The organism is Streptomyces sp. NPDC001108, assembly GCF_053598535.1.
Genome location: NZ_JBSFKL010000027.1, coordinates 28,228 through 55,069 on the forward strand (window position 1 = coordinate 28,228; position 26,842 = coordinate 55,069).

At 70.4% G+C, this 26,842-nt stretch carries 22 protein-coding genes and 4 pseudogenes; 20 read left to right on the plus strand and 6 right to left on the minus strand.

Annotated features, from left to right (window positions below):
* Positions 1 to 13: 13 nt before the first annotated feature.
* Positions 14 to 1,201 (minus strand): MFS transporter, encoded by a 1,188-nt coding sequence (locus ACWC97_RS32555; protein WP_450653304.1) that lies wholly within the window; start codon positions 1,199 to 1,201, stop codon positions 14 to 16.
* Positions 1,202 to 1,221: 20 nt separating this feature from the next.
* On the opposite strand from ACWC97_RS32555, the gene ACWC97_RS32560 reads away from it, so the two are divergent.
* From ACWC97_RS32560 to ACWC97_RS32575, 4 genes are all read left to right on the plus strand, one after another.
* The gene (locus tag ACWC97_RS32560) at positions 1,222 to 1,950 is read left to right on the plus strand and encodes a LysR substrate-binding domain-containing protein (RefSeq protein ID WP_450653306.1); all 729 of its coding nucleotides are present in this window, start codon (positions 1,222 to 1,224) and stop codon (positions 1,948 to 1,950) included.
* Between the two features lie 331 nt (positions 1,951 to 2,281).
* Complete coding sequence (locus ACWC97_RS32565) at positions 2,282 to 2,812, plus strand: pyridoxamine 5'-phosphate oxidase family protein (RefSeq protein ID WP_450653268.1); 531 nt, start codon at positions 2,282 to 2,284, stop codon at positions 2,810 to 2,812.
* A 23-nt stretch (positions 2,813 to 2,835) separates the two neighbouring features.
* Positions 2,836 to 5,355, plus strand: a complete 2,520-nt coding sequence (locus tag ACWC97_RS32570) for an excinuclease ABC subunit UvrA (RefSeq protein ID WP_450653270.1) — start codon at positions 2,836 to 2,838, stop codon at positions 5,353 to 5,355.
* A 344-nt stretch (positions 5,356 to 5,699) separates the two neighbouring features.
* Positions 5,700 to 6,404 carry a pyridoxamine 5'-phosphate oxidase family protein gene (locus ACWC97_RS32575; protein ID WP_450653272.1) on the plus strand — a complete coding sequence of 235 codons (705 nt, stop codon included), beginning with the start codon at positions 5,700 to 5,702 and terminating at the stop codon, positions 6,402 to 6,404.
* Between the two features lie 337 nt (positions 6,405 to 6,741).
* Here ACWC97_RS32575 and ACWC97_RS32580 read toward each other — a convergent pair whose 3' ends face one another.
* Positions 6,742 to 7,386, minus strand: a complete 645-nt coding sequence (locus tag ACWC97_RS32580; protein ID WP_450653274.1) for a class I SAM-dependent methyltransferase — start codon at positions 7,384 to 7,386, stop codon at positions 6,742 to 6,744.
* Between the two features lie 163 nt (positions 7,387 to 7,549).
* Positions 7,550 to 8,039 (minus strand): annotated as a pseudogene (locus ACWC97_RS32585) (hypothetical protein); the annotation flags it as partial.
* Positions 8,040 to 8,380: 341 nt separating this feature from the next.
* Between ACWC97_RS32585 and ACWC97_RS32590 the strand changes: the two are divergent.
* The 3 genes and pseudogenes from ACWC97_RS32590 to ACWC97_RS32600 all read left to right on the plus strand — a co-directional run bounded on the left by ACWC97_RS32590 (position 8,381) and on the right by ACWC97_RS32600 (position 10,294).
* Complete coding sequence (locus tag ACWC97_RS32590) at positions 8,381 to 8,632, plus strand: hypothetical protein (protein ID WP_450653276.1); 252 nt, start codon at positions 8,381 to 8,383, stop codon at positions 8,630 to 8,632.
* A 1-nt stretch (position 8,633) separates the two neighbouring features.
* Positions 8,634 to 9,036, plus strand: a pseudogene (locus ACWC97_RS32595) (transposase); the annotation flags it as partial.
* Between the two features lie 79 nt (positions 9,037 to 9,115).
* Entirely contained in the window at positions 9,116 to 10,294 is a 1,179-nt protein-coding gene (locus ACWC97_RS32600; RefSeq protein WP_450653278.1) for an alpha/beta fold hydrolase, read from the plus strand.
* Positions 10,295 to 10,563: 269 nt separating this feature from the next.
* Here ACWC97_RS32600 and ACWC97_RS32605 read toward each other — a convergent pair whose 3' ends face one another.
* Together ACWC97_RS32605 and ACWC97_RS32610 are read right to left on the minus strand one after the other, a co-directional pair.
* Entirely contained in the window at positions 10,564 to 10,878 is a 315-nt protein-coding gene (locus tag ACWC97_RS32605) for a glyoxalase/bleomycin resistance/dioxygenase family protein (RefSeq protein WP_450653279.1), read from the minus strand.
* A gap of 72 nt (positions 10,879 to 10,950) precedes the next feature.
* On the minus strand, positions 10,951 to 11,910 hold the full coding sequence (locus ACWC97_RS32610) for a LysR substrate-binding domain-containing protein (RefSeq protein ID WP_450653281.1): 960 nt from the start codon (positions 11,908 to 11,910) through the stop codon (positions 10,951 to 10,953).
* Positions 11,911 to 12,107: 197 nt separating this feature from the next.
* Here ACWC97_RS32610 and ACWC97_RS32615 point away from each other — a divergent pair, with 197 nt between their 5' ends.
* The 10 genes and pseudogenes from ACWC97_RS32615 (at position 12,108) to ACWC97_RS32660 (ending at position 22,059) form a co-directional block, all read left to right on the plus strand.
* On the plus strand, positions 12,108 to 13,526 hold the full coding sequence (locus ACWC97_RS32615; RefSeq protein WP_450653282.1) for a 2-hydroxymuconic semialdehyde dehydrogenase: 1,419 nt from the start codon (positions 12,108 to 12,110) through the stop codon (positions 13,524 to 13,526).
* A complete protein-coding gene (locus ACWC97_RS32620; protein WP_450653284.1) occupies positions 13,523 to 14,341 on the plus strand; it encodes a 2-keto-4-pentenoate hydratase in 819 nt (272 codons plus the stop codon). The genes ACWC97_RS32615 and ACWC97_RS32620 overlap by 4 nt, the downstream gene beginning before the upstream one ends.
* A complete protein-coding gene (locus ACWC97_RS32625) occupies positions 14,338 to 15,126 on the plus strand; it encodes a 2-keto-4-pentenoate hydratase (protein WP_450653286.1) in 789 nt (262 codons plus the stop codon). The genes ACWC97_RS32620 and ACWC97_RS32625 overlap by 4 nt, the downstream gene beginning before the upstream one ends.
* A complete protein-coding gene (locus ACWC97_RS32630; protein WP_450653288.1) occupies positions 15,123 to 15,548 on the plus strand; it encodes a RidA family protein in 426 nt (141 codons plus the stop codon). The genes ACWC97_RS32625 and ACWC97_RS32630 overlap by 4 nt, the downstream gene beginning before the upstream one ends.
* Complete coding sequence (locus ACWC97_RS32635; RefSeq protein WP_450653290.1) at positions 15,545 to 16,117, plus strand: 3-hydroxyanthranilate 3,4-dioxygenase; 573 nt, start codon at positions 15,545 to 15,547, stop codon at positions 16,115 to 16,117. The genes ACWC97_RS32630 and ACWC97_RS32635 overlap by 4 nt, the downstream gene beginning before the upstream one ends.
* Positions 16,114 to 17,118 (plus strand): amidohydrolase family protein, encoded by a 1,005-nt coding sequence (locus ACWC97_RS32640; protein WP_450653292.1) that lies wholly within the window; start codon positions 16,114 to 16,116, stop codon positions 17,116 to 17,118. Before ACWC97_RS32635 ends, ACWC97_RS32640 begins: the two co-directional genes overlap by 4 nt.
* A gap of 110 nt (positions 17,119 to 17,228) precedes the next feature.
* A pseudogene (locus ACWC97_RS32645) lies at positions 17,229 to 17,527 on the plus strand (4-hydroxy-2-oxovalerate aldolase); the annotation flags it as partial.
* Positions 17,521 to 18,765, plus strand: coding sequence for a kynureninase (kynU, locus tag ACWC97_RS32650; RefSeq protein WP_450653293.1), 1,245 nt, complete (start codon positions 17,521 to 17,523; stop codon positions 18,763 to 18,765). The pseudogene ACWC97_RS32645 and the gene kynU, both read left to right, overlap by 7 nt.
* Before the next feature lie 52 nt (positions 18,766 to 18,817).
* Positions 18,818 to 20,575: a hypothetical protein gene (locus ACWC97_RS32655; protein WP_450653295.1), complete on the plus strand. Its 1,758-nt coding sequence runs from the start codon at positions 18,818 to 18,820 to the stop codon at positions 20,573 to 20,575.
* A 44-nt stretch (positions 20,576 to 20,619) separates the two neighbouring features.
* The gene (locus ACWC97_RS32660; protein WP_450653297.1) at positions 20,620 to 22,059 is read left to right on the plus strand and encodes an amino acid permease; all 1,440 of its coding nucleotides are present in this window, start codon (positions 20,620 to 20,622) and stop codon (positions 22,057 to 22,059) included.
* An 840-nt stretch (positions 22,060 to 22,899) separates the two neighbouring features.
* Here the strand turns inward: ACWC97_RS32660 and ACWC97_RS32665 are convergent.
* On the minus strand, positions 22,900 to 23,298 hold the full coding sequence (locus ACWC97_RS32665; RefSeq protein ID WP_450653298.1) for a hypothetical protein: 399 nt from the start codon (positions 23,296 to 23,298) through the stop codon (positions 22,900 to 22,902).
* 316 nt (positions 23,299 to 23,614) lie between these two features.
* Between ACWC97_RS32665 and ACWC97_RS32670 the strand changes: the two are divergent.
* The 3 genes and pseudogenes from ACWC97_RS32670 to ACWC97_RS32680 all read left to right on the plus strand — a co-directional run.
* Positions 23,615 to 24,148 (plus strand): annotated as a pseudogene (locus ACWC97_RS32670) (SDR family NAD(P)-dependent oxidoreductase); the annotation flags it as partial.
* A 49-nt stretch (positions 24,149 to 24,197) separates the two neighbouring features.
* Positions 24,198 to 24,575 carry a VOC family protein gene (locus tag ACWC97_RS32675; protein ID WP_450653300.1) on the plus strand — a complete coding sequence of 126 codons (378 nt, stop codon included), beginning with the start codon at positions 24,198 to 24,200 and terminating at the stop codon, positions 24,573 to 24,575.
* Positions 24,576 to 25,442: 867 nt separating this feature from the next.
* Positions 25,443 to 25,883 (plus strand): peptidase inhibitor family I36 protein, encoded by a 441-nt coding sequence (locus ACWC97_RS32680; RefSeq protein WP_450653302.1) that lies wholly within the window; start codon positions 25,443 to 25,445, stop codon positions 25,881 to 25,883.
* Positions 25,884 to 26,842: the final 959 nt, after the last annotated feature.

The following is a 26,842-nucleotide window of genomic DNA, read 5'->3' on the forward strand; positions in this document are numbered from 1 at the left end:
AACCCGCAGCGGTCTAACCGGGCCGGCCGCCCTCCGGGGCCCGGCCCAGGGCACCCACCGACAGGGCGGCGAGCGCCAGACCACCGCCCAGCCACATCACCTCCTCGACCCCGGCACCGTCCGCGGCGACACCGCCGACCAGCGCGCCCAACGCGATCGCCCCGTTGAAGACACCCACGAAGAGAGAGGACACCGCCTCGCGGGCCTGCGGCGCGGCAGCCAGCAGCCAGGCCTGGACACTCACTGACACGCCCCCGTACGAGACGCCCCACACCGCGAGCAGCACCCCGGCTGCCGGCACCGAGCCGCCGAGCAGCGGCAGCAGTCCCACCGTGGACGCCAGGACGAAGGCGATCACCAGGAGCGTGCCGCGCGGGAAGCGGCCCGCCCCCGCACCGGCCACAAAGTTCCCGAGAACACCGGCGACGCCGTAGACGAGAAGCAAAGTGCCGATCATCGTGGGGCCGACCCGCGAGATCTCCTCCAGCACGGGCCGTACGTACGTATACGCAGCGAAGTGCCCGGTCACCAGCAGGGCCACCACGCCCAGCCCGGTCGCCACCCGCGCATTGCCGCCCAGCTTCAGCACGCCGCCGAACCGGACGACCTGCTCGGCCGGGAGCGGCGGCAGCAGCGCCGCGAGCGCGATCAGAGCCACCACGGAAAGAGCCGCGACAACGGCGAACGCAGCTTTCCAGCCCGCCAGTTCACCGATGTACGTACCGGCCGGAACGCCCAGCACCGAGGCCACCGCGATCCCGCTGAAGACGAGCGAGGTGGCCGGCCCGACGCCGTCGCCCGGCACAGGCCGTACGGCGATACCGGCGGCGACCGCCCAGACCACACCCATGCCGACACCGACAAGAACGCGGGCGACCACCATCACCCCGAAGCCGGGAGCCCGCGCCGCCAGCAGGTTGCCCAGCGCGAGCAGCGCCATCATGGAACACAGCAGCGCCCGCCGGTCCAGCCGGCCGAGCAGCGGCGTCAGCAGCGGCGCGGAGACCGCACCGACCAGACCCGTGAGGGTGAGGGTCAGACCGGCGGTCCCCTCGCTCACACGAAGCGCGTTGCCGAGGGGAGTGAGCAGCCCCACCGGCAGCATCTCGGAGGTGACCACCGTGAAGGTCGCCCCGGAGACGGCGGCGACCGCGGGCCAGCCCCCGCGTCCCGCGAACCGCCCTGGCAGCCGCCCGGACAGAGGCGGGCGGGGTACTGCGGATCGGCTTCCAGGGCACCGTCGACGACTACCTCGCCCAGGCGATAGCCCTGTTCGAGGAAGAACACCCGGGATGCGCCCTGGAACTGACGGAGATCCCGCTGTCGGACCCGTTCGGACCGGTGCGCCGCCAGGAGGTGGACTGCGCGGTGGTCCTCCTGCCGGTACAGGAGGAGGACCTGGTGCTCGGGCCGGTCTTCTCCCGTCAGCCGCAGACCCTCGCCGTGTCCGCCCGGCACCCGTTCGCGGCCCGGGAGTCGGTGTCGGCGGAGGAGCTGGCCGACTGCCGGCTCATCAGTGTGGGCGCGGGCGACAAGCCCGGCCCCGCCCCCGCGTACTGGCGCCTGACACAGGCCCCGGACCACACTCCGAAGCTGCGGCCGATCCCGGCAGGCCCGCTGGTCAACACCCTTCAGGAGGGACTGAGTCTGGCAGCGGCGAACCGGGGCACAATGCTGCTGTGCCGATCCACGGCCGACTACCACGGGCGGCGCAGCTCTGTCACCTTCGTCCCGGTCGACGGACTGCCCCCCCGAACTGGGGCTGATCTGGCACCGCTCCCGTGTCCCCCCGACCGCCCTCGCCTTCGCACGGGCGGTGAAAGGCACACCTGCACGGAATCCCCGCGCACCCTCGCCCGCCCCGCGGCCGACCGTCCCGCAACCAACGGCGCCCTCGTGACCGTCCTGGACCGCCGCCTCCGCGACGAGCAGCAACTGCCGTCGCCGTAACCGGGATCGGCCCGACCACGACCCCGTCCACGGCGGGTCGGACCAGCACCGCCGTCGCCGACCGCCCGCGCGACGACCGACGTGACCCGGGCGCGCCCTCGCCCCGGCCCCCACGCCCGGCATCCGCTCCGCCCGGGCCGCCCGCCATACCGACGACACACCCGAGGTCGGAGGATCCGCCGTTCTGATGCCCGCCCGGCTCCGGGCGCAGCAGGGTGCAGAAAACACCACAAGAAATACGACACAAGGTGTCCAGTTTCGTGGAGACAGTGTGGGCGCCGGTCGGCGTCGTGGTGGCGCGGGCCGGAACGACGGACAGACAAGGACCCTCATGCGTGAGACACCCGACGAACTCCACCGGCTCCAAGCCCTCCTCGACGCCTCGCTCGCCCGCTCCACGGCGCACCTGCGGTCGATCATCAGCAGCGAGCGCACGCTCACCGCCGAGCACCTCACCGGTGTACTCACTGGCATGTGCACGCTTGCGCTGTCCACCGTGACGGCAAAGGGCGAGCCGCGGGTCAGCGGCGTGGACGGGCACTTCCTGCACGGCACATGGCACTTCGGCACCGCGCGCGGCGCCGCCAAGGCCCGGCACCTCGCCGCCCGGCCCACCGTCAGCGCCGCGCACATGCGCGGGGACCTGGGCGTGTTCACACACGGCACCGCGGAGCTCCTCAACCCCCGAGACGGCGAGCCGGCCGCCGACTGGCCGGACCTGCTCACGTACTTCCAGGACTTCTACGGCGACGACGCCTTCGACTGGGACAATGACGTGGCCTTCTACCGACTGCACCCGCAGTGGATGGCCGTGTTCGCCCCCGACCTCGCCAAGCTCGGCGGGAAGGCGGACGAGGCGTGAACCCGCCCCTACCGGACCCGCACATGCCGACCCCCCCTGCCGGAACCGACAAGACGCGCGACACCATCCACGTCGTCGGCGCCCGTACCAACAACCTGCGCGACGTGACCGTCAGCATCCCCAAAGGCCGGCTCGTCGCCTTCACCGGCGTCAGCGGCAGCGGCAAAACCTCGCTCGCCATCGACACCCTGCACAGCGAGGCCCAACTGCGCTACCTGGAGGGCCTTTCGCCCTTCGTACGCCAGTACATCACCCAGCGCAACCGCCCCAAGGTCGACCGCATCCTCGGCCTCGGCGCCACGCTCGCGGTCGACCAACGCCGCCTGAACCGCAACCCCCGCTCCACTGTCGCCACCATCACAGGGATCGACGGGCACCTCAGCATGCTCTACTCGCGCCTCCCACGGATCGGCCCGGACACGGACCCGGCCGCGGACACCGGCGCCGACCCCCTGACCACCGCGCACTTCGACCGCCACACCCCCGAAGGCAGCTGCCCGGACTGCCACGGCGCCGGTGGACACTGGCAGCCCCAGGAAGACCTCATCGTCACCCGCCCGGACCTCCCCCTCTTCGAAGGCGCCTCCCCCTGGTACGCCAAATGGCGTTCCGGAGAGCACGTGTTCGTCCCCGCACTCGCCGCCAGACGCGGCGTGGACCTCAGCCGCCCCTGGAAGTCGCTGCCCGAGGCATTCCGGCACAACGTCCTGCACGGCACAGGCGACGAGGCGGTCGAGGCCACCGTCGACATCCCGAACAAGAACGAGACGGCTCGAATGACCTACACCTCCAGCCAACCGCTGCGCGGCGCACTTGCCGAGGTGGAACGGGTGTTCGTCAACGCCCGGACGGCCGAAGCCAAACAGCGCTACCTGCCGTACATGCGCAAACAGCCCTGCAGCACCTGCCACGGCAGCGGATTCGATCGGGTCGCCCGGTCCGTACGCCTCGGCGGCCAGACCTACCCCGACCTGCTGGACGTGGATGTACACGAGGTCCGCCGCTGGGCCGGGCACCTCGCCGACTCCCTCGACACCCGGCAACGCACCGTCGGCGAGCCCCTGCTGCAGGACCTCGGACGCCGACTCCGCCTCCTGGACCGGCTCGGCCTGGCCCACCTGCAGCTGTCCCGCAGCGCCGCCACACTGTCCGGCGGCGAGTCGCAGCGCACCCGGCTCGTCGCTCAGCTCGGCACCGAGCTGAGCGACGTCATCTTCGTCCTGGACGAACCCGGCGTCGGGCTGCACCCGGCAGACAAGAAAAACCTTCTCGCCATCGCCCTGGAGCTGCGCGAAACCGGCAACACCGTCCTCCTCGTCGAACACGACCCCGAACTGATCGCCCGCGCCGACTGGATCATCGATATGGGACCCGGCGCAGGCCGCCTCGGCGGCGAGGTCCTGGTCTCCGGCCCACCCGCCCTGGCCGCCACCGACCCCGCCTCGGTCACCGGCCACTACCTGGCCGGCAACGGGCCGCGGCTGCGCCGCACCCTCCGCCCGGTCCGCGACGACGCCGACTGGGTGGAACTGCACGACCTGCGCGCTCACAACGCGGCCGCGGACCTGCTGCGCCTCCCTGCCGGGCGGCTCACCTGCCTGACCGGGGTCAGCGGCAGCGGCAAGAGCAGCGTCCTGGGCGCACTTGCCGGGGGCGCGGCGGCCGCCCTCAAAGGCACGGCCGCCAATAGCGTGCGCGAGGTGACCGGACTCGACGGATTCGGCTGGGTCGCCGTGGTCGACCAGGAACCTCTCGGACGCACGCCACGGTCCAACCCGGCCACGTACAGCAAGGCGTTCGACATCGTCCGCAAACTGTTCGCCGCCACCGATACGGCACGCGCGCGCGGCATAGACGCCTCCTGGTTCAGTTTCAACACCACCGGCGGCCGCTGCGAGACCTGCACCGGCTACGGCCGCAGACTCGTCGACATGCACTTTCTCCCCGACATGTGGGTGGTGTGCGATACCTGCGACGGCCGACGTTACGGACCCGAGGCCCTCGAGGTCACCTACCGGGGGCTGTCCATCGACCAGGTGCTGGACCTGACCGTCGCCGAGGCCGGGGAGGTCTTCACCGAACCCCGGCAGCTCACGGAGACCCTCACTGCGCTCGACCGGGTCGGGCTCGGCTACCTCCGACTCGGCCAGAGCGCCACCGAACTGTCCGGCGGCGAGGCCCAGCGCCTCAAACTTGCGTCCGCGATCCAGCGCGGCGCGACGAGCCGCAAGGCCGGCCTCGTCATCCTCGATGAACCCGTCTCGGGCCTGCACCCGTCCGACATCCAGCGGGTCGTCGACGCGCTCGACATGCTGCTCGACTCCGGCAACACCGTCGTCGTGGCCGAACACGACATCCCCGTCGCCGCGTCCGCGGACTGGGTGATCGACCTCGGACCGGGAGCCGGCCCCAACGGAGGCGCAGTGATCGCGCAAGGCACCCCCGACACCGTCGCCGGAGCGGACACTCCCACTGCGCGATACCTGCGCCGGTACGCGGCCGGCCTGCCACTCCTGGACGCCCCGGAGGACGCACGGCGCTGACGTACGGTGCCGCCGCGACCGGCAGGTTCGCATGCGTGGTCCGCGGCGGCTGTCCGTCCGCCCCGGGCCAGATCCACTACAGAGAGCCCGCGAGCTCGCGGAAACTGAAGGCTCTTCTTCTGGCGGACAGACCCGTGGGTTTTTGGCCAACTCATGGGCCGACCCTGCGCAGGACCGGGAGAGTTGGCCGGGGAGGAGTGGCTGCAGCGTGAACAGCGAGCACCCCGCGGCCAGGGGTTCGATGCCAGACCCGGGCAACAGTATCCGTCGTGAAACGCCTTACTTCCAACGGATATCGTCAGATCAGTAGCTTGAAATCGCCAACATCGATAGCTTCTGCCAGCATGACTGAGGAGACACTAGACACCCCCCTGCCCGTCACGGAGCGTACCCGCCATCGACGCCTGCGGGAGCAGGGCAGCCGGAGCCGGGCAGATCTCGACGTCATCCTGGACACGGGGTTTCTGTGCCATCTCGGCGTGGTCGTCGACAGCGCCCCGATGGTGGTCCCGACCGTGTACGGAGTGGATGAGAGCACGGTCTATTTTCATGGCTCGGTGGCAAGCCGGAGCCTGCTCGCCGCGCCGAACGCGTCGGTGTGCCTGACCGTCACGCACGTCGACGGCCTCGTCCTGGCACGCTCGGTGTTCGAGCACGGGGTCAACTATCGCAGCGCGATGATCTACGGCATACCGCGAGCCGTGACCGACCCTGAGGAGAAGCTTTACGGCTTGCGGTGCCTCACCGAGCACGTCGCCGCGGGCCAGTGGGGCTACGCACGCCTCCCCAACCGCAAGGAACTCGCGGCGACTGCACTGCTGGCACTCCCTCTCGACGAGGCCTCCGTCAAGGTGCGCACCGGCCCGCCGGACGACGGCGACGGACCCGATACCGAACTGGGCCTATGGGCAGGCGTTCTCCCCATGCGTACGGAATGGGGCGAACCGGAACCGGACCCGGCGCTCTCGGAGCACGTCCCCGTACCGCCCCACATCCTCCATCTCGCCACTCACACCGTCTCGCTCGCCAGCCGCCGCACTTCACGCTGATCCGCTCTCCGAAGAGTGGGAGACCACACCGCGTGAGGCCAGGGATGCCTTCATGGTGCAGTCGCTCGCGGAGTGCGCCCCTCTTCGCAGTCGCTCAGCCCCGCGACTGCTTCATCAAGGGCCGCAACATCGGATCCACGAATGAGGAACGTCAACATGAACACGACGGCTGACTCAGGTCCGGAGCGGCACAATGACTCAGGACCGCTGGCATTCGGACGGTTCCCATACCCGACGTCACCGTGAATCGTGCCGTCCGTAGCCCGGCCGGGGCCCTCGGTCTGCCGGGGGACACCGGATCGCACGCGGTGAACATCCGTCCTGGCAGTCGGGGGGCTCAGCGCATCCGTCGCGCACGCAGCACCAAGTCGTCGGTATGGTGCGCACCGGCGCCGCCGTCAGGTGCCACACGTGGCCGCTGCTCGTTCACTTCCACCTTCCAGTCATCGGTGAGCAGGGCGGCGACCATCGAGGGCCAGACGTAGTCAGTCGGGTCGAAGCCGCTGTCGTGCGGCTGCTGGGTGTCCATCCCCGCGTGGTGTACGAGCAGCAGCACGCCACCGGGCGCGACGGCCGCGAGCAGCGCTGGATACTGCGCGGAGACCAGGTCGAAGGAGGCCGGCGGGAGCGCCGCTTCCGTCAGCGCGGCATGTACCCAGCGAACGGCGACGCCTGCGTCCCGCGCGTGCCCGGCCGCCCGCTCCAGCGCCACGCCCGAGACCTCGAGCGCGGTCACTTCCCAGCCGCCGCGCGCGAGCCAGACGGCATCCGCGCCCTCGCCGCAGCCGACATCGAGGACCCGCCCGGGCGCGAGCTCGGCGACCTCGGCCACGAGCGCACCGTTGGGCCGGCCGCTCCACAGCTGCTGCCGGTCGGCGTACCGGTTGTCCCACTCCGCCCGCACTGCGGGGTCTCCGACGTATCCGTCGCCAGGCAAGGAAGTGTCGGACGCGGGTGATCTTGCTGTGATGTTGTCGGTCATGGGCCCAACGTCACTCATCGCGGCCCGGTTATGCCACTCCTGTTGCCGATCCGGCAAAACGGTGCCCAAGGAGCGAGGTACAGCGATATGGGGGAGATGGTGATGGCGCTTGAAGAGCTGTACGGAACAGAGATCCCTGATCAAAGCCGGATCCGCAGGCCCACGCGGGTGCCGATTCGGGGAAGGCGAGCGGAGAGCGTCGGCTCTTCTCCACCGTGCGTGCTCCCAGTCGACTTCAGGGTGGGCCGGGACTCGCGTCGACGGAGGCCGTGGTGCAGAGGGCGACGTCGACGGCCCCGGCCCGGCTGGTGCCGAGGCGGACCTCGATCGACTGCGGGGAGCGGATCCATCCGAGCCGGACCATGCGGTCGAAGTCGGCACGGCGCACCTTCAGGCGGGTGGCGGCCTGCTCCGGCCCGAGCGGGGTGTCGGCGGCGATGCGGTCGGCCGTGGTGCTGCCGAGGAGCGGCCGGGCGGGCATTGCGGCGTGGATTGCGGCGGCATCCATCGCTTCCACGGCGGCCCGGGACCACCGGGAAGGGGACGCGGCGGGGGCAGGGACGAGCCCGATGTGCCGGCCCACCGGAAGGCCGTCACGGGCACCTTCAAGCGCGCTTGGCCGCCTGGCCCGTGTCGTACTCGGTTCGTCGCATGAGATCACCTCTCGCTCGTTCGCCGGAAGAAGCTAGCAGAACATGACAGAACACATGAAAAGCTGTCAATACCCATTGAAAGAGCGCAAGTTGGGCGCGCACCGTTAAGACTGCGCCCGCGCCCGAGCGGCACGTCGCGGTGGCCTCCGGTATCCACTCTGGTCTGCATTTGAGTGAGCAGGGCTTCGAGCCCGGGCACGCTGGCGCCCTCCGTCTCGTCGATGGGAACGCCCGGCCCGTCGCCGGCGACACACACGCCGCCACCGGGCGTCAGCCCTGCGGTTTGCCTCGCCCTCGCCGGCCTCGCCGTCGTCTTCCCGACGGACCGCACCCTGCCCGCCTTGACATCGCGGCTGCAGACTCTCCTCCTCCAGCACCCCCAGGACACCGACATCGGCGACTGCGTGCGGTTCGTCCTCGTGCTGGCCACCCGGGACGACGACCGGATCCTCGCGGCGACCGAGAAGCTCACCGACGCCTACTGGGCGGGAACAGCGCGCGGAGTGCCGACGCGGGCACGAGCCCTCCACCTCCTCGGCCAGATGCTGACCAAGGTCGGAACCGGACTCACCCGAGCACCGGCCGGGCAGTGACGTTCTTCAGCTGAGGGTCCGCCGGTTCGCGTGCGGCGAGGTGCATCCGCCGCACCTTCGTCGAGCAGATACCCGGCCTGACCTGTCGACACGGTCAGCGGACCGAGCGGCTGCGCGCGACGCTGGCCGCGATCGGTCTCGCCCTGGCGGGCCGCGCCGACGCCCGCCTGAGCTCCGCGCTCGGGGGCTGCGTCAGCCGGTCCACCGTCCTGCGCCTGGTCGACACCCTTCCCGAGCCGGAGATACCCGCCCCGCGTGTGGTCGGCGTTGACGAGTACGCCACCCGCAAGGGTCGCCACTACGGCACCGTACTCGTCGACGTCGAGACCCGCCGTCCTGTCGACCTGCTGCCCGACCGGGAGGCATCGAGCCTGGCGGCCTGGCTCGCCGATCGGCCCGGCATCGGTCAATTGGGTTTGTCGAAGCCGCGGTCGGCTGACGATCGCTTGACCTGAACCGAGGTTCAAGGGCGAGGCTTGAGGCATGAGTGAGGCACATGAGCTGTTTGGTATCGCGGAGGTCTCGGCGTGGATCGGTCTGGAGCCCGACACGTTGCGGTACTTCGAACGTCAGGGGGTGGTGCCGTCTCCACGGCGCGACAGTGCGGGGCGTCGCCAATACACGACGGCCGATGTGGAGCTGATCCGCATGCTGGTTCATCTCCGTGAGACGGGGATGCCACTGGCCGATATCGCGCAGTTCACAGGCGCTGACGACAAGGTGGCTGATCCGGCAAGGCTCCGAGTGGAGTTGCTGACGGCTCATCGCCGGCGCGTGCGCGACAGACGCGAGGAGTTGGACCGTGCGCTCGATGTGATCACTCGGAAGATCGCGGACTTCAGTGATCGGATTACGAGTTCGGTGGACTTTCTCGACCGACCGGACTGCACGATTGCCTTCGGTGTCCAGGGTGAGGGGCCACTGCTGTTCCTCGTCGGGGCGCCGGCTGGGCGGGCCGGTTTCGCGGCGCTGGCTCATGAGCTTGCAGGCCGGTTCACCGTCGTCACCCACGATCCGCGTGGTATCGGTGCCAGCCGTGCGGTCCCAGGGATGGCCGCGCCCACGCCCCAGGTCCTTGCCGAGGACCTTGCTGCACTTGTCGACAGGTTCACCGGAGGGCCCGCCCTGTTCGTCGGTACCAGTGGTGGTGCCGTGACGCTGCTGGAGCTGGGCAAGCAGCATCCTGACGTGATCGGCCGGGCCGTCTTGCATGAGCCGCCCCTTGTGTCCCTCTTGGATGACACAGACCTGACTGGCCGAGCCGCCGCAGCGTTCAAGGCTGCAGAGGCTGACCCTCAGCGGGCAGCGCAAGAGTTCCTCGACCTCAGCGGCGCTGCCCACCACACAGGACCAGATCAGACGCCTCCCGCCCATATGGCGCTACCCGAGCTACCGGCCGAGGAACTCGACAAGAACCGCTACTTCCTGGGGCGGATGGCCGGCCCCACGGTCTTCTACGTCCCCGACATCGAGGCCATCCGTCACGTTCCGGTGACGCTGTGCGCTGGCGCGCTGAGCCATCACCAGATGGCACGTCGGGCGACCCAAGCACTCGCTGAACTTCTAGACCTACCTCTGATCGACATGCCCGGCAATCATCTCGGCGCAAGCGCCGAGCCGGCAGAGTTCGCTCATGCCCTCGGGCTCCTGCTCGAACCCTGAGCACATCCCCGAGCCCTTCCTGGCCGAACACGCTCGGGATCATCGATACCGGCGCCTTCGAGAGGACGACGAAGCAGTTGCCTTCTCGTGCTCTTCTCCGGTGGGGTGATCGCGGAGGCCATGGAAATGGCGCAACGCCTTACCTGAGCTTGAGGTACCCCGAGTGCCATAGCGCTCGATACGGCAGGGGAAGAAGAGCACTCCTACGAGCGGCCTCGGATGGGCTGCTGTCCGACACGGTCAACGACCTGGGGAGCGATTGACGGTGCTCAGGTTGAGTGGACTTCGACCGTGCGGCCGTCGGGGTCGGTGAGGATGTGGCGTCCTGGCGTGAGTGGCGGAGCAGCCGTGCCGCCGTCGACGGCCAGGCCCAGACGCAGTGCGTCTGTCTGACGTTCAGGGCAGCCCGGGTAGAGCTCGAACACCATGCCGTTTGGAAGGACCGCGGCGTAGTGCTCGGGGCCCTGGCCGTGCCGCTCTGCGGCGAAGTCCAGGCCAAGGCCCTGGTAGAAGCGCCGGCATTCCTCAAGCTGCGGCGAGTACAGCACCAGCAAGGTCACGCCGACTGCCTTCGGGTCACTCATCGGTTCCTGGCCTTTGCTGACGTTGACGGGATTGAACCGTTCCGACTGCCCCGCCTCGGGCCCGTCGCTTCGTCACCCCTGCGCGCCTGCGCCGAGGCTCGAGCGGAGCAGCGCCGCCTCCTCGTAGAGGTGGTGCAGGAGGGCTTCGAGGGCGGGGGTGCGGGTGCGGTGGGCGGCCTCGGTGACGCCCACCGTGCGGCCCACTGAGGGAAGTTCGACCGGCAGCGCGGCGAGGTGCTCGTCGTCGTGTAGGACCAGTTCGGGGAGGAGTGCCACCATGTCGGTCTGGAGGAGCAGTGCTCGCATGGTGAGGATGGAGGTGCACTCCACCCGGTCGGCTGGGAGGGGCAGCCCCCGGTCGATGAGGAGAGCGCTCAGTTCCTGGCGCAGGGCGGTCTGTTCGACCGGCAGGATCCACGGGTGGGCGAGTGCGTCGGTGAGCGCGACGGCGTCACCGGCCGGCCTTTCCGCCAGGAGCGGGTGTCCAGCGCGGACGGCGAGTCGGATGGGCTCGCGGTAGAGCATCCGCTGACGCAGTGCATCGTCGCCGTCGGCGGGAGCGGGTCCCACCCGGCCGACGATGAGATCGAGTTCGCCGCCGAGCAGCGCTGGGTGGAGGACGTCGGGGGTGCCTTCCCGGACCACGACGGTGAGCCGGGGGCGCTCCTTCTTGAGGCGGGCTACGGCTCGCGGTAGCAAGACGTTGGCGCCGGCGAGCAGGGTGCCCACGGTGACCGTGCCGTCCTGGCCCTCGCGCAGTCCGGTGAGGTGTTCCTTGGCCCGTCGGATCTCGGCGATCGCCGTGCGTGCGTGGCCGACGAGTGCCTCGCCGTAGACGGTGGGCCGCATGCCGCGCGGGACGCGGACGAAGAGCGGGAGTTCGGCGATGGCCTCCAGTTCACGCAGGGTGCGGGTGGCGGCGGGCTGGGTGAGGTGGAGGCTTTCAGCTGCCCGTATGACGCTTCCGTGGTCGTGCACCGCGATGAGCAGGGTCAGGTGCCGGAACTTCAGTCGGCCGTCCAGGAGGTCCATCGCCGGGCTCCTTCCGGGGAGGCGGTGGGCTGCCCCGGGGCGGGGCCGTACCGCGACATACCAGGATTGCTATGTCCTGCTTACCAATTGGCATTGGATCGGCATAGCTGAGTGGGCGCACTATACCGGCACGCCCCGGGGGTGAGTTTCGGACAGTCCCCGGCTCAGCAACGGAGGTCTGCAAGGTGAGTTCACCCGTGCGCCATTACGTAGGAGGCGGGTTCGACGCGTCCGGCGTGCCGTACCCGCTCGTCGACCCGGTCACCGGGCGCATCGTCGGCGCGGTGCCGGAGGCGTCGCGGGAGCTGGTCGACCGAGCGGTGGAGGCGGCCCGCGAGGCACTGCGCGGGCCGTGGGCCGCGTGGAGCCCGGCGGAGCGCTCGCGGCTTCTGCACCGGATCGCCGACGGGGTCGAGGCGCGCTTCGAGGAGTTCACCGCCGCTGAGTGCGCCGACACGGGCAAGCCCCGGGAGCTGGCCTCGACGGTGGACATCCCGCGCGCGGTGGCCAATTTCCGCTCCTACGCGGATCTGCTGGCCGGGCGGAGCGAGCGGTCCTGGCACACCTCGACGCCCGACGGGCGGGGTGCGCTGAACTACACGGTGCACAAGCCGCTCGGCGTCGTGGCGGTGATCTCGCCGTGGAACCTGCCGCTGTTGCTGCTCACCTGGAAGGTCGCGCCGGCCCTCGCCACCGGCAACACGGTCATCGCCAAGCCGTCCGAACTCACCCCCGGCACAGCCTGCCTGCTGGCTGAGGTGATGGCCGAGGCGGGCGTCCCGGCGGGCGTGTTCAACCTGGTGCACGGCTGCGGCGCGGACGCGGCCGGTCAGTGGCTGACCGAGCACCCCGGGGTGGACGCCATCGCCTTCACCGGCGAGTCCCGCACCGGCTCCACGATCATGCGGGCTGCGGCGGCCCGGCTCGCGCCGGTCTCCTTCGAGCTCGGCGGCAAGAACGCCGGCCTCGTCTTCGCCGACACGGACCTGGAGGAGGCGGTGGCGGGCACACTGCGGTCGTCCTTCACCCACAGTGGTCAGGTCTGCCTGTGCACCGAACGGATGTACGTGGAGCGGTCGGTGTTCGACGCGTTCGCGGCGGCGCTGGCCGCCGGGGCGAAAGAGCTGTCCGGCTACGGGCCGATGGTGTCGGCCGCCCACCGCGACAAGGTCCTGCGCCACCTGGAGCGGGCCGCCGCCGACGGCGGCGAGGTGCTGGCGGGCGGCGGGGTGCCGTGCTTCGGCGACGAGCGGGATGGCGGCTTCTGGGTGGAGCCGACCGTGCTGACCGGCCTGCCCGAGGACCACCTGGCGGTGCGGAACGAGATCTTCGGCCCGGTCGTGCACCTGGCGCCGTTCGACACCGAGGAGGAGGCGCTCGCCCTCGCCAACGCCGGTCCGTACGGCCTGGCCGGCACCGTGTGGACCGGCGACGTGCGCCGCGCCCATCGCATCGCCCCGGCGCTCGACGTGGGCATCGCCTGGGTCAACACCTGGAACCTGCGCGATTTGCGCACCCCGTTCGGCGGGGTGAAGGCGTCCGGCATCGGGCGTGAGGGCGGCGACCACTCCCTGGACTTCTTCTCCGAGCCGATGAATGTGTGCGTGAAGCTGTGACGAGCCCCGAGAACACGGTCGTGGAGGCCGCCGTCGAGCGACTGGACCGGGCCCGGCGCACCGGCGTGCCGTGCGCCCCGGTGCGGGACCTGCTGCCGACAGGCGACCTGGACGCGGCCTACGCCGTGCAGTCCCTGCTGACCGAGCGTCGGCTGGCCGGGGGCCGCCGGATCACCGGTTGGAAGGTCGGTCTGACCTCGCCCGCCGTGCAGCAGCAGCTCGGCGTCGAGACCCCGGACTTCGGCGCCCTCCTCGACGACACCGCCGTGCCGGACGGCGCGGAGCTGCCCTGGGGGGCGGTGCTCCAACCGAAGGCCGAAGCCGAGGTGGCGCTCGTCCTGGAGCAGGACCTCGGGCACGAGCGGCACACGGTGGCCGACGTGATCCGGGCAACCGCCTTCGCGCTGCCCGCCGTCGAGGTGGCCGGCAGCCGGATCCGGGACTGGGACATCACGGCCGTGGACACGATCGCCGACAACGCCTCCAGCGGGGCGTACGTCCTCGGCACCCGTCCGGTGCTCCTGCGGGACGTGGACCTGCGGACCGCGGGGATGGTCCTGGAGCGACGGGGCGAGCCCGTCTCCACCGGCGCGGGAGTCGCCTGCCTCGGTCACCCGCTGCACGCCGCCGTCTGGCTGGCCGACACCCTCGTCCGGCTCGGCCGGCCGCTGCAGGCCGGGGACACCGTGCTCACGGGGGCGCTCGGGCCGATGACGGCCGTGGCGCCGGGCGACGTGCTGGAGGCCCGTATCGACGGGCTCGGTTCGGTGCGCGCGGCCTTCGGACGCGCCCCCGAGGAAGGAGACCCCCGATGACCCTGACAGACCCGACTGCAGAGGTGGACCCGGTCGCGCTGGCGGAGGCGCTGGACGAGGCCGCCCGGGAGGCGCGCCCGCTGCCCGGCGGCGGCAGCGGGCTCACCACCACCGCGGAGGCCTACGCCGTGCAGGGAGCGCTGCTGGCACGGCGGTTCGCCCGGGGCGAGCGGCCCACCGGGGTGAAACTGGGCTTCACCAGCGCTGCGAAGATGCGGCAGATGGGCGTCTCCGACCTGATCCACGGGCGGCTGACGGACCGGATGGAGATCCCGGACGGGGGGCACTGCGACGTCTCCGGCCTGATCCACCCCCGGGTGGAGCCCGAGATCGCCTTCCTGCTCGGCGCGGTCCTCGCCCCCGGCGGCGATCCGGCGGCGGCGGTCGCGGCGGTGGCGCCGGCCCTGGAAGTCATCGACTCCCGCTACGACGGCTTCCGCTTCTCGCTGCCGGAGGTGATCGCGGACAACACCTCCGCCGCCGGGTACGCGCTCGGCCCCTGGACCCCGGCGGCCGGGCTGGGCGGACTGCGGACCCTGGCCAACCTGGGCGTGGTGCTGGAGGTCGACGGCCACCCGATCGAGACCGGTTCGACGGCCGCGATCCTCGGCGACCCCCTGCGCGCGCTGGCCGCCGCCGCCCGGCTGGCCGGCCCTCTCGCCCCGGGGACGGTCGTCCTCGCCGGGGCGGCGACCGCCGCCGTACCGCTGCCGCCAGGCACGCACGTGCGGGCCGTAGTGGCCCGGCTCGGCTCCATCGGCCTCACCACCGGGGAGGCGACGTGATCGTCCCCGGCGCGGCCCCGCCGCGCGGCCGCTTCCCGCACCTGCGGCGCGCAGGAGACCTGGTCTTCGTCTCCGGTACAAGCTCCCGCCGCCCGGACGGAGGCTTCACCGGGGCGAGCGCCGACCCGATGGGCGTCACCGACCTCGACATCCGGGCACAGACCCGGGCAGTCCTCGACAACATCGCGGCCATCCTGGCCGCGGCCGGCGGCGGTCTGGACGACCTGGTGTCGGTGACCGCGTACCTGGTCAGCATGAACGACTTCGGCGGCTACAACGAGATCTACGCCGAGTACTTCGACGAGACCGGGCCGACCCGGACCACCGTCGCCGTCCACCAGCTCCCCCACCCCCACCTGCTGATCGAGATCAGCGCGGTGGCCCACATCCCCCGGCACCCCAGCAAGGAACAGCAGCGATGACGATGAGACCGTTCAACCTCCAGACGTGGATCGAGGAGCACCGTCACCTGCTGAAGCCACCGGTCGGCAACGTGCAGATCTGGCAGGACGCCGACCTGATGGTGACGGTCGTCGGCGGACCCAACCGCCGCACCGACTTCCACGACGACCCCATCGAGGAGTTCTTCTACCAGCTCAAGGGCGACATGGTGCTCCGCGTCGTGGAAGAGGAGGGCAGGCCGCCGCGCGACCTCCACATCCGCGAGGGCGACGTCTTCCTCGCCCCGGCGCACCTGCGGCACTCCCCGCAGCGGCCGGAGGAGGACAGCATCGGCCTGGTCGTCGAGTTCGCGCGGCCGCAAGGCCACCGCGACGCCTTCGAGTGGTACTGCGTCGAGTGCCACCACCTGGTGCACCGCAGCGAGATGCAGCTCACCTCGATCGTGGACGACCTGCCGCCGGTCTTCTCCGCCTTCTACGCCGACGATGCCGCCCGCACCTGCGGGCACTGCGGCGCCCTCCACCCGGGCAAGGACTGGCCCGAGGAGCTGCGGCCCCGCACCCGGCGCGACGAGGCGGGCGGCGCATGACCACCGTCGACGTCCACGCACACGTCTTCCCCGAGATCGGCCGCACCGAGTCGCGCCGGATCACCGGCTCCGAGGACGGCCCGTGGCTGCGCACCACGGACGGCCCCGACGCCGGCATGATGATGGCCGGGGCCGCCGACTACCGTCCGGTGCGCCGTACCCTGTGGGACCCGGCCGCCCGCGTCGCCGACCTCGACCGGCTCGGGGTAGACGTGCAGGTGCTGTCCAGCACGCCGCTGCTGTTCGGCTACGGCCTCGAGGCGGCAAGGGCCGCCGACTGGTGCCGGACCGTCAACGGGCACCTCCTGCGGTACGCCGCGCACGCCCCCGACCGACTGGCCCCGCTGTGCCAGGTCCCGCTCCAGGACACCGAGGCGGCCTGCGCGATGGTCACCGAGGCGATGCGGGAGGGCTTCCACGGCGTCCACATCGGCAACCACCTCGGCAACCGCGACCTCGACGACAGCGCCCTCCTCGAATTCCTCGCGCACTGCGCGCACGAGGACGCGGCCGTCCTGGTCCATCCATGGGACCTGCCGGCCGGACCGCGTCACTCCCGCTACATGCTGGCCTGGCTGGCGGGGATGGCAGGCGAGACGCACCTGACGATCCTGTCGCTGATCCTCTCCGGCGCTTTCGAGCGGCTCCCGGCGTCGCTGCGGCTCCTATTCGCCCACGGTGGCGGCAGCTTCCCGTATCTGCTGGGCCGGGCGGACAACGCCTGGTACCGGCGGGACATCGTGCGCGCCGACAGCCCGCACCCGCCGTCGCACTACACCGAGCGCTTCGCCGTGGACTCGGCCGTCTTCGACCCCGGGGCGCTGCGGCTCCTGGTGGACGTGATGGGCGCGGAACGGGTGCTGCTCGGCTCCGACCACCCGTTCCCCCTGGGCGAGGAGTCCATCGGCCGACTGGTGCGGGAGAGCGGCCTGGCCCCCGCCGAGCGGGAGGCCATCCTCGGCGGCAACGCCGTCCGCTTCTTCGGACTGCCCCCCTGCTGAAGGAAGCCGTGCGGTGAAGGCCGCCGTCATCGGATCGGGCAACATCGGCACCGATCTCCTCATCAAGATGATCCGCGGCTCGGAGCTCGTGACCGCCGCCGCCATGATCAATGGGCCCGGAGCACGGCTGCGCGCTCTTCCCCCTGATGGACGCCGCCGAGGAGCTGGTCCGGCCGAGCCAGGACCGACCCGTGCGCTGACGCTCGGCCACGCGGAGGTGTACTCCAGCTTCCTGCGGCACGCGGAGACGACGGCCGCCCGCCACGGCCTGGACACCCGGGACCTGCTCGTCGAGGCGGGCCGACGACAACTGGTCGGCGGGCAGGAGGACCTGCTCACCGACATCGCCCTCGACCTCACCCGGCCCGCCACCCCCGCCAGTCCCGACCACGGAGCCCACTCATGCTGACCGACCTCACCACCCGCGCCGCCGCACTGGACGCCGCCGACCCGCTCGCCGCCGTCCGGGACCGCTTCCTCCTCCCCGAGGGCATCGTCTACCTCGATGGCAACTCCCTCGGCGCCCTGCCCGCCGCCGTCCCGGCCGCCCTCGAAGACGCCGTACACCGCCAGTGGGGCACCGACCTGATCCGCTCCTGGAACGCCAACGGCTGGTGGGAGGCGCCGGTGCGGACCGGCGACGCCGTCGGGCGGCTGGTCGGCGCGGCCCCCGGGCAAGTCGTCGCCGGGGACTCGACCAGCGTCCAGCTCTTCAACACCCTGCTGGCCGCCGCCCGGCTGCGCCCCGGCCGCCGACTGCTGCTGACCGACCCGGACCACTTCCCCACCGACCAGTACATCGCCGACTCGGTGGGCCGGCTCCTCGGTCTCGACGTCCGCCGGGTGCCGGCCCGGGACGCCGCCGCCGTGCTCGCCACCGAGGCGGGGAACGTCGCCGTCGCCGCGTACGCGCCGGTCGACTACCGCACCGGCGAACTGTACGACATGGCCGCACTCACCGCCGCCACGCACGCCGCCGGGGCCCTGGTGCACTGGGACCTGTGCCACGCGGCGGGCGCCCTACCGGTCGCACTCGACGCGGTGAACGCGGACTTCGCGGTCGGCTGCGGCTACAAGTACCTGTCGGGCGGGCCGGGCGCCCCGGCGTTCGCATACGTCGCCCACCGCCACCAGGAGACGTTCGACCACCCGCTGACCGGCTGGCACGGACACGCCGAACCGTTCGCCATGGCAGGCACGTACACCCCGGCGACGGACATCACCCGAGCCCGGATCGGCACGCCCGCGCTGCTCTCCCTGATCGCCCTGGAGGCCGCGCTCACCGCATTCGACGGGGTCGAGATGGCCGCCGTACGGAAGAAGAGCCTCTCCCTGACCGGCTTCTTCCAGGAATGCGCCGACGCCCTCCTGGACGGCCTCGGCTTCGCCCCGGCCACCCCGCGCGAGCCGGAGTGCCGCGGGAGCCAGGTCGCGCTGCGCCACCCGGAGGCGTACCCACTGGTCGCCGCGCTCACCGCGCGGGGTGTGATCGGCGACATGCGCGCCCCCGACCTGCTCCGCTTCGGCTTCAACGCCCTGTACGTCTCGCACGCCGACGTCCTGCGCGCGGTGGTCGAGCTGCGCGACATCGTCACCTCCGGGGCCCATCTCGCCCCCGCGTTCCAGCAGCGGCCCACCGTCACCTGAAGCCCTCGCCGCCTGCTCCTCCCTCCCTCCCCGCCCCCGAAAGGACCGTCCGATGCGCTTCACCCGCAGGAACACGGCTCTCGCCACCGTCGCCGCGGCCGCCGTCACCGCCGGCCTGCTCGTCCCCGGCGCGTCCGGCGCGACCACCGCCGCCACCGACCCGAACGTCCTCGCGGTGTGCGCCGACCGCCGACCCGGGCAGGCCGACCCCGGCGCGTACGGGATGCAGCTCGACGGCACCTTCCGGCACCCCGCCCTCACACCAGTCGACGAGGAGTCCGAGCACCCCTTCCCAGGGCGCAGGGCAGAGTACGACACCCGCTCGTACATCAAGAACATGAAAGTCGAAGCGGCCTACGAGGGAGCTGCCTTCACCCCCGACTACTTCCACACCTGGCAGAACGTCGTCGATTTCGACGGCCGCCGCTACCTCTTCCAGTACGACCGCTCCGAGGGCCGCGTCTACGACATCACCGACGTGCGGAAGGTGAGGGTCGTCGAGAAGCTGAGCCGCGAGGACATCGGCGGCGACGAGAGCCGGCCCAACGGCGACTGGGCGGCACACGACTACTGGGGCGCCTCCACCATCCAGTGGAACAAGAAGCTGAACGCGTACGTCATGGTGCAGAGCTTCGAGAGCAAGCGGCAGATCTCCGAACTCTCCGACCACCCGCCGCTCGACAAGTACAACAACCCCGAGGGCGTTCGGAAGCTGCGGGAAAAGCCGGGGCTCAAGGGCTTCAAGGTGTACCGCCTGGACGGCCCGCGCAAGAAGGACTGGAAGCTCCTGGCGACCGTCTCCACCGACTCCACCCAGGCCGACCCGCTGCGCAGCGACCCGGCGTCGGCGCAGCAGGGCTCCGGCTCGATCGACGTGCCGTACTGGACGGGCGAGAAGTACATGTTCATCGCCACGGCGCCGGACGACACCTACTCCGGCACCGAGTACCCCACCAACCTGCACTCGGCCGGCTACCAGTCCTGGGACATGACCGACCCGGCGCACCCGAAACTCCTCGACACCTGGCACCTGCTGGGGCAGCGCACCGGGGAGGACACGGCCTATCAAAAGAATCCCCGCTGCGGCAACCGCACCAGCTGGATGGGCGCCCGGATGCCGCTCTTCCTCCCCAAACCCGTGGAGAAGGGCGGGCGCTACGCCTTCGCCGCGATGGGCGGTTACGGCCTGACGGTCCTCGACGTCTCCGACCCGTCGAACCTGCGGACCGTGAGCCACCTCGATCTCCCGGCGTCGGTCTCGGGCACCGAGGGTGACAACATCGACGTCTCCCAGTACGAGAAGACCGGAATGATCTACTACTCCGGCTACCCGCTCACCGAGGACTGCTACGAGCCCTACAAGGACGTCTACCAGATCGACGCCAAGAACCCGAAGAACCCCCGCGTTGTCGGCGCCCTCCCCCGCCCGGTGCCGCCCAAGTCGGCCGGTATCACGGATTACTGCCAGCGGCGCGGCAGCTTCGGCCCCAAGCGGACCGGCTACTACACCAACCCGGGCAAGCACGATGCCGACGTCCTCGGCTATGGCTTCTACAACGCGGGCGTGCAGTTCTTCAACGTGTCCAACCCGGCCGATCCGAAGATCTCCGCGTACTTCGTGCCGAAGGCGTACGGCCGCGACACGGCGGACTACGCGTACGGCAACCAGACCCACGGGGTCTACGTGGAGTGGGACCGGAACATCGCCTGGGTCCTGACCAACCACGGCATCTACGCCCTGTCGTCGAAGGTCCTGGGCAAGCCCCACCTCGACGCCCCCGTCAAGCCGTTCCGCAACAGCGAGTTCTGACCCTCCCCCCGTTGTCCACCCCCGTGCAGAAGGGCCCTACCGCCATGGCCTCACCCAGCGACTCCGCACCCCCCGCCCCGGCGGCCGCCGACGGAGCCAGACCCGCTCCCGACTCCGGCTCCGGTAAGGGGCTGGTCCGCTCGCTCACCCACCGGCAGACCACCATGATCGGGCTGGGCTCCGCGCTCGGCACCGGCCTCTTCCTTGGCTCCGGCTCTGCGATGTCCGTCGCCGGGCCCGCCGTGATCGTCTCGTACGTGATCGGGGCGGTCCTTGTCGCGATCATCGCCGTGCTGCTCGGCGAGATGTCCGCCGCCCACCCCGTCCAGGGCTCGTTCGGCACCATCGCCCGCCGCTACCTGGGCCCCTGGGCTGGCTTCCTCAGCAGCTGGCTGTACTGGTTCAGCGCCGTCGTCGTCATCGGCACCGAGGTCGTCGCCTCCGCGCTCTACATCCGCTGGTGGTGGCCGGCGGTGCCGATGTCGGTGGCGATCCTCGCCGTCGCGGCGATCGTCCTCGCGGTCAACGTGATCAGCGTGAAGTCCTTCGGCACCACCGAGTTCTGGCTCTCCAGCGTCAAGGTGACAGCCCTGTGCGCCTTCATCCTCTGTGCAGCCCTGCTGGTCCTCTTCGGGCTACCGGACACCGAGGCCACCGGCTTCGCGCACCTCACCGACGACGGAGGCTTCCTCCCTCACGGCATGAGCTCGATCTGGCTGGCGATGTCCGTGGTGATGTTCGCGTACGCCGGCTTCGAAGTCGTCGCCATCGCCTCCGCCGAGGCCGCCGACCCGCAGCGCACCATACGCACCGCGATGCGCCAACTGGCCTGGCGACTCAGCTTCTTCTACCTGCTCTCCATCACCCTGGTGCTGGCCCTGATCCCATGGCGCCGGATGGCGGACGGCGACGGCAGCGTCGAGGCGAGCCCCTTCGTCCGCGTCTTCTCCGAGATCGGCGTGCCCGCCGCCGCGACCGTCACCAACGCGGTCGTGCTCATCGCCGCCATGTCCGCCGCCAACGCCCACCTCTACGGCGCCTCCCGGCTGCTCCACTCGCTCGGCGACGACGGCCTCGCGCCGAAGCCGCTGGCACGCCTCAACCGCCGGGGTGTCCCAGCGGTCGCGATCGCCTCATCCACCCTGGGCATAGCGGCCGCGGCCCTGCTCGCCTTCTACGACGTCAGCGGCCTCTTCGGCATCATGATGTCGATCGCGATCTTCGCAGTGATGCTGGTATGGCTGCTGATCCTGGCCTCGTACGTCGCCTTCCGGCGCCACCGCGCGGCGCACCCAGGGGAGTTCACCGGCTTCTCCGTCCGGGGCGGCGACAAGCTCGCGGTCGTCGCGGGGCTCGGCGTCCTCGCGGTCGCGGCGACGGCGGTGAAGGTACCGGACATGCGGCAGGCGGCCGTCATCGGCATCGCCTTCACCCTCGCCCTCCTCGCCTGCTACGCCCTGACGGCACGGCGGCGGCGCCTCTAGCGAGCGAGCTCGTGCACGGTTAGCGACGAGACTCCGAGGGCTTTGTGGCACCGGTGCTCACGCCCCCGTCGATGGCCCAGGTCTGCGGTCTGCTGTGGGAGAGCAAGTCGGCGGCCTGGGCCACGTCGCTTATGTACTCGCGTCGGCCGAGGCGTCGGGACAGGGCCCGCCAGTTCTTGAAGTGGGCGATGCCGTGCTCGACCGGAAGCGGCGGGAGGCGTGAGTCTTGCACTGGCGCTCATGCATCTCCTTGCGGTGCGGTGGCGTCACGACGCGTCCGCCGGTCTGAGCTCGCTGATCCACCGTGACATGAACCGGGCCGGGCTGAGCCCACTGGGAGGAACACCGCGAGCTTGCCAACCTGCGCTTCGGCGCGAACGCGCTGGAGGACTTCACCTGGTGCTAGGTGGAGTCCGGTCACGGGGCGAGTGGCACTACGCCCTCGGACAGACCGTCAGCGACGGCAACTGGTGGTTGCACTGGCGGCCCCGGGCCCGTGAGCTGTTCAATCTTCCGCCCTGCATCGCCCGCGACACCAAGCACGCCCCCGGACGACCCGACGCCGTGCCTGCTGTTCGACGACCACGACGGCCGCCACACCTTCGAGTTCGGCATGGAGTGACCGGCAGGGCCTGCTGCACTGGGCGCTGACGGTCGGCGACGTGCGCAAGGCGATCGAGGGTCTGGACGACGACACCGCCGTCCGGGTCGGGGACGTCGCCACGACCGACATGGGCTTCTGCCCCTGCTCGACGGCCAGGTGCAGCGTGGTGGTGAACCCGCGAGCGAGCGTCCCACCCCGTGATCACGGGTTCGGTGCAGTGGCTACTCTGAGAGATTTCACTCCGTCGCTTCGTTCATGATCGCAGCGAGTTCCGCGATCAGGTCCGCGTCACGCATCCCGGGAAGAACGTACCCTTCGGCTTCGTCCCACGGAACGTCGAGATCGTCCATGTGGACGCGCCATTCGGCACCCGGCACGGCCCGGCGCAGCTCCGTGACGGAATCCAGCACATGGGCGATCACCGGCATCAGGCGACCGGGGTCGTGTGGCATTTTGGTGGACCCGGAAAGGACTTCTCCCGCTCCGACCACGTCCCCGTCGTACAGGCACAGGCTTTCCTCGTCCTCGTAGGGGAACAACGCCATGTGCGCGGCGACGATCTGCGCGACGGAGGCCAGCTCGGTGTTGGTCAGCGGTGTCGCGCGGTGCGCACTGTAGTAGAGGGAGGTGCTCATGGGCGACAGCGTACGACGATGGGCCGTCACCCTCCGATGGCCACCCGGGAACTTTGGGTGAGGGGGCTGTCCGCTGTGAGGTCGAGGATCCGGCCGTTGGGAAGCAGTCTCGGGCTGCCCAGGCGGCGGTGATGGTCTTGCCCGACCCGGTTGCCGAGACGAGGGCGCCGCGAGTGGGAATGGGGGTGTGTTCGGGGCGGCCGGCCCAGGCACGGATCGCGGCGACTGCGGTGACTCGAACGGCGGTCTCCGGTCTCCTGCCCGCGGCCGCACCTCCCGCCACTCCCGCCGCGCACATCCGCCACCCCCGGGTCCCGTGACCGACCGGAAGCACCCGCTGAGCGGCCGTACGGCCGTGGTGACGGGCGGGGCACGCGGCCTCGGCAAGGCCGTCGCCCGGGAGTTGGCCGCCCGGGGCGCCCGAGTGGCACTGCTCGGCCTGGAGGAGGAGGCGCTCGCCCGGGTGGCTGGCACGCTCCCCGCACCCACCGGGCACTGGCACGTGGACGTCACCGACGACGCGGCGATGGCGCGCGCCGCCGACGAGGTGCGCCGCCGTCTGGGCCCCGCGTCGATCGTCGTCGCCGACGAGGGCGTGGCCGAGGGCGGGCCGTTCGCGGACTCCGTCCCCGAGAGATGGCGAGGCGTGATCGAGGTTAACCTCGTCGGCAGCGCGGTCACCGCCCGGGTGTTCCTGCCGCACCTGCTGGACGCCCACGGGCACTACCTCCAGATCGCGTCCCCGGCCTCCATCGGGGCCGCGCCGATGATGAGCGCGTACTGCGCCTCCAAGGCGGGCGTGGAAGCCCTGTGCCACTCGCTGCGCGCGGAGATGGCCCCGTCGCAGGTCCCCGGGAAAATGGGTCGTCAGGACGCACCAAGCCTCCTACCGTTCCGCCATGCAGATCGTTGTGACGCTGGACTGTGTCGACACCGAAGCGCAAGCGAACTTCTGGCTCGCCGCGCTCGCCCCGCTGGACTACCGGCGCGGCTTCCAGGGATCCCCCTACCTGAGCCTGGTCGGTCCCGCTCCTGCACCAACCCTTCTCCTGCAGCACGTCCCAGAACCCAAGCAGGGCAAGAACCGCATGCACCTTGACCTCGACTTTGGCACCGCAGACCTGGTGTCCGAGGTCAGTCGCCTTGAACGGCTCGGCGCTGCGAGGCTCTCCGAAGAACTCAGCGAACACGGCTTTCGCTGGATCGTCGTTGCCGACCCGGAAGGCAACGAGTTCTGCGTATTCAATCCCCCGAACAGCATCAACGCTGCGGAGTAATTACCAGGTCGGGCTGAGGTTCCACGAGGGCTTGGGAAGCCGCCTGCGGCGTCTTCGGAGTGGTGGGGCCTGGCCGGCCGCGGGGAGGCCCTCCCGCCCCAGGCGTGCGTCGCCGGATGCGGCCTGGTCGTGGTCCGCGGGGCGGAGGCGCTGCTGCGGGGGGTGACGTGCTCCCGGGCGTGCCGGACGTTCCTCACGCGTACCCGTAACGGCAACCGCGGGTCGGGCCGCCCGTGCGAGAAGTGCGGGCAGCCCCGTTACGGCTGGGCGTGCCGATTCCCGGTACTGCCGCCCCGCCTGTCGGCAGAAGGCGTACCGCCGCCGTGCCGCGTCCCGGTAGACGGCCCCTCCCATCGATCCGGTGCCCGAACTGCTGGAGGCCGTCCGCCTCTTCCGTGCTGCGGCCGTCCTCGAGAGCTCGCACACCCTCTACAAGCAGCTGGACCGTCACCACGTCGCCGTGCAGCGCGGTCTCGCCCTCTCGACGGCCCGCTCGCGAAGCTCGCGGCCATGGACCTCGGGCGGATTAAGGCGCCGTCCACGCCGGCACTGGCGTTGCCGGGGTGAACCGGTCCGAATACCAGCTGCACGGCTACCACGGGCGGCGAGGGCCCGACCAGAACACGAGAAGCCGACGCCCTCGGCTCCGTCACGGGAACGGATCCTTCAGCCCGCCAGAGCTCCGCCGCGTGTTCAAGAGAGCCCACGACGCGACTTTCGGGCAGTTTCGCAACCAAACTCCGGAGGCGTAGTCTCCGCGCTGATTGCCTACCTGCCGTGCGCTGGCACCCAACCTCACAAACTCGCGGAGCATCACGATACGAGGACTCGCGTGCACACCGCACGTGCTGACAGGAGGCTCATCTGATGCGTAAGCGTATTGCTCTGGCAGCGGTCGCGATGGTTCTCGCGTCTGCGACCGGCACGGCTGCAGCAGCCGAAACGCCCTCCGAGAGCAAGACGGCCGACGCTGTGGTGTCGATCCAGCCGATCAAGATCACCGGTACGACCGGGACGGAGGCGTGGGACAACTGCCTGCACGGCCAGGCATGCGTGTTCCAGAGCACGAATGGCACACCGAATCTGTGGGTGGTGCCCTCGGTCGGCACCTTCAACCTCGCCAACTACGACATGAACAACAAGATCAGCTCACTCTGGAACAGGAGCGGCGCCACCATGCAGCTGTTCGACACCTACAGCGTCTTTGGTGGTTGTTCCAACCTCCTCGGGCAGTTCGGCGCCTACGGTCCCACGATCAACGTCCCGACAGGGATCAACGATAAGGCCAGCTGCCTGACGCTCTTCTAGGAACGGAGCGGGACCGCCTGCGGACAGCCTCCGTTGCTCCGGCCCGCCCGGGCGGTTCCGCCGTCACCCATTCCGCTCGGGGCGCGGCCGTGGCTGCGTCAACCGCGTGCTGGCCTCCTCCGGCTGCCCACGGTGGTGCCGAACTGGGCAAACCCCCGTCGCGGGGGCGCGCCGCCGTTCCGGCCCCGCAGGCTGGCGGCCTCTCACGTTCCTCTCGCGCGTCGGCAGGGCCTCCGCGCGCCGGGCATCACTGACGGTGGTACGGCGGTTCTGATCGCCTGTAAGTGAATTCAATTTCCGCCGCTTATGCTCGAAATTTCCGGAGTGTTTTAGAGGGGCAGGAAATGGTAAGCGGCTCGGGGTATCCGGCTCCTGTGGGATGTGTTTCCCGTCAATTTGAGCGCCACCTTCCTGGGCGCTTTCTCCTGCCCTGAATCGGAATGACGGTGGTGCCGTAAAATCCCAGTCTCTACCCCGTTCAATGCTTCGTGATGCACAGTCTTGATTCAGTCCGTCAGAGGGCGGGATGAATTCTCGATCTCTACCCCGATACAGTCGGATGTGATGCACGGGTTCGGTGACCTGACCCCCACGCTCCGGCAGATCGCACCCGACCCCACCCTTCCGTAGCCAGCAGCCCGCGATAGCGGGCACACCCAAGCCCCCACAACGCGGTAGGAGGCGACGCACCGACAGGTGAGGGTGTGTCCGTGAGCGGAGCGGAGGACGCGCCCGGCTACGCGGCCCGTGAATTTCCGGAGGAAATTCACCATGCAATTCCGGAGGAATTGCATAAAGCCCGTAGGGCTTTATTGTCTTGACGATCCGTAGGATCGTGCGTCGTTCCTCCGGAGGAGGACGCGCGCGGAAATCCTGCCGGGGCCTGTGGACTACCCGCCGGTTGTGGAAATCTCCGTCACCGCCGCGTACCTCTCCCGTACCTCGCGGTAGCGCACGAG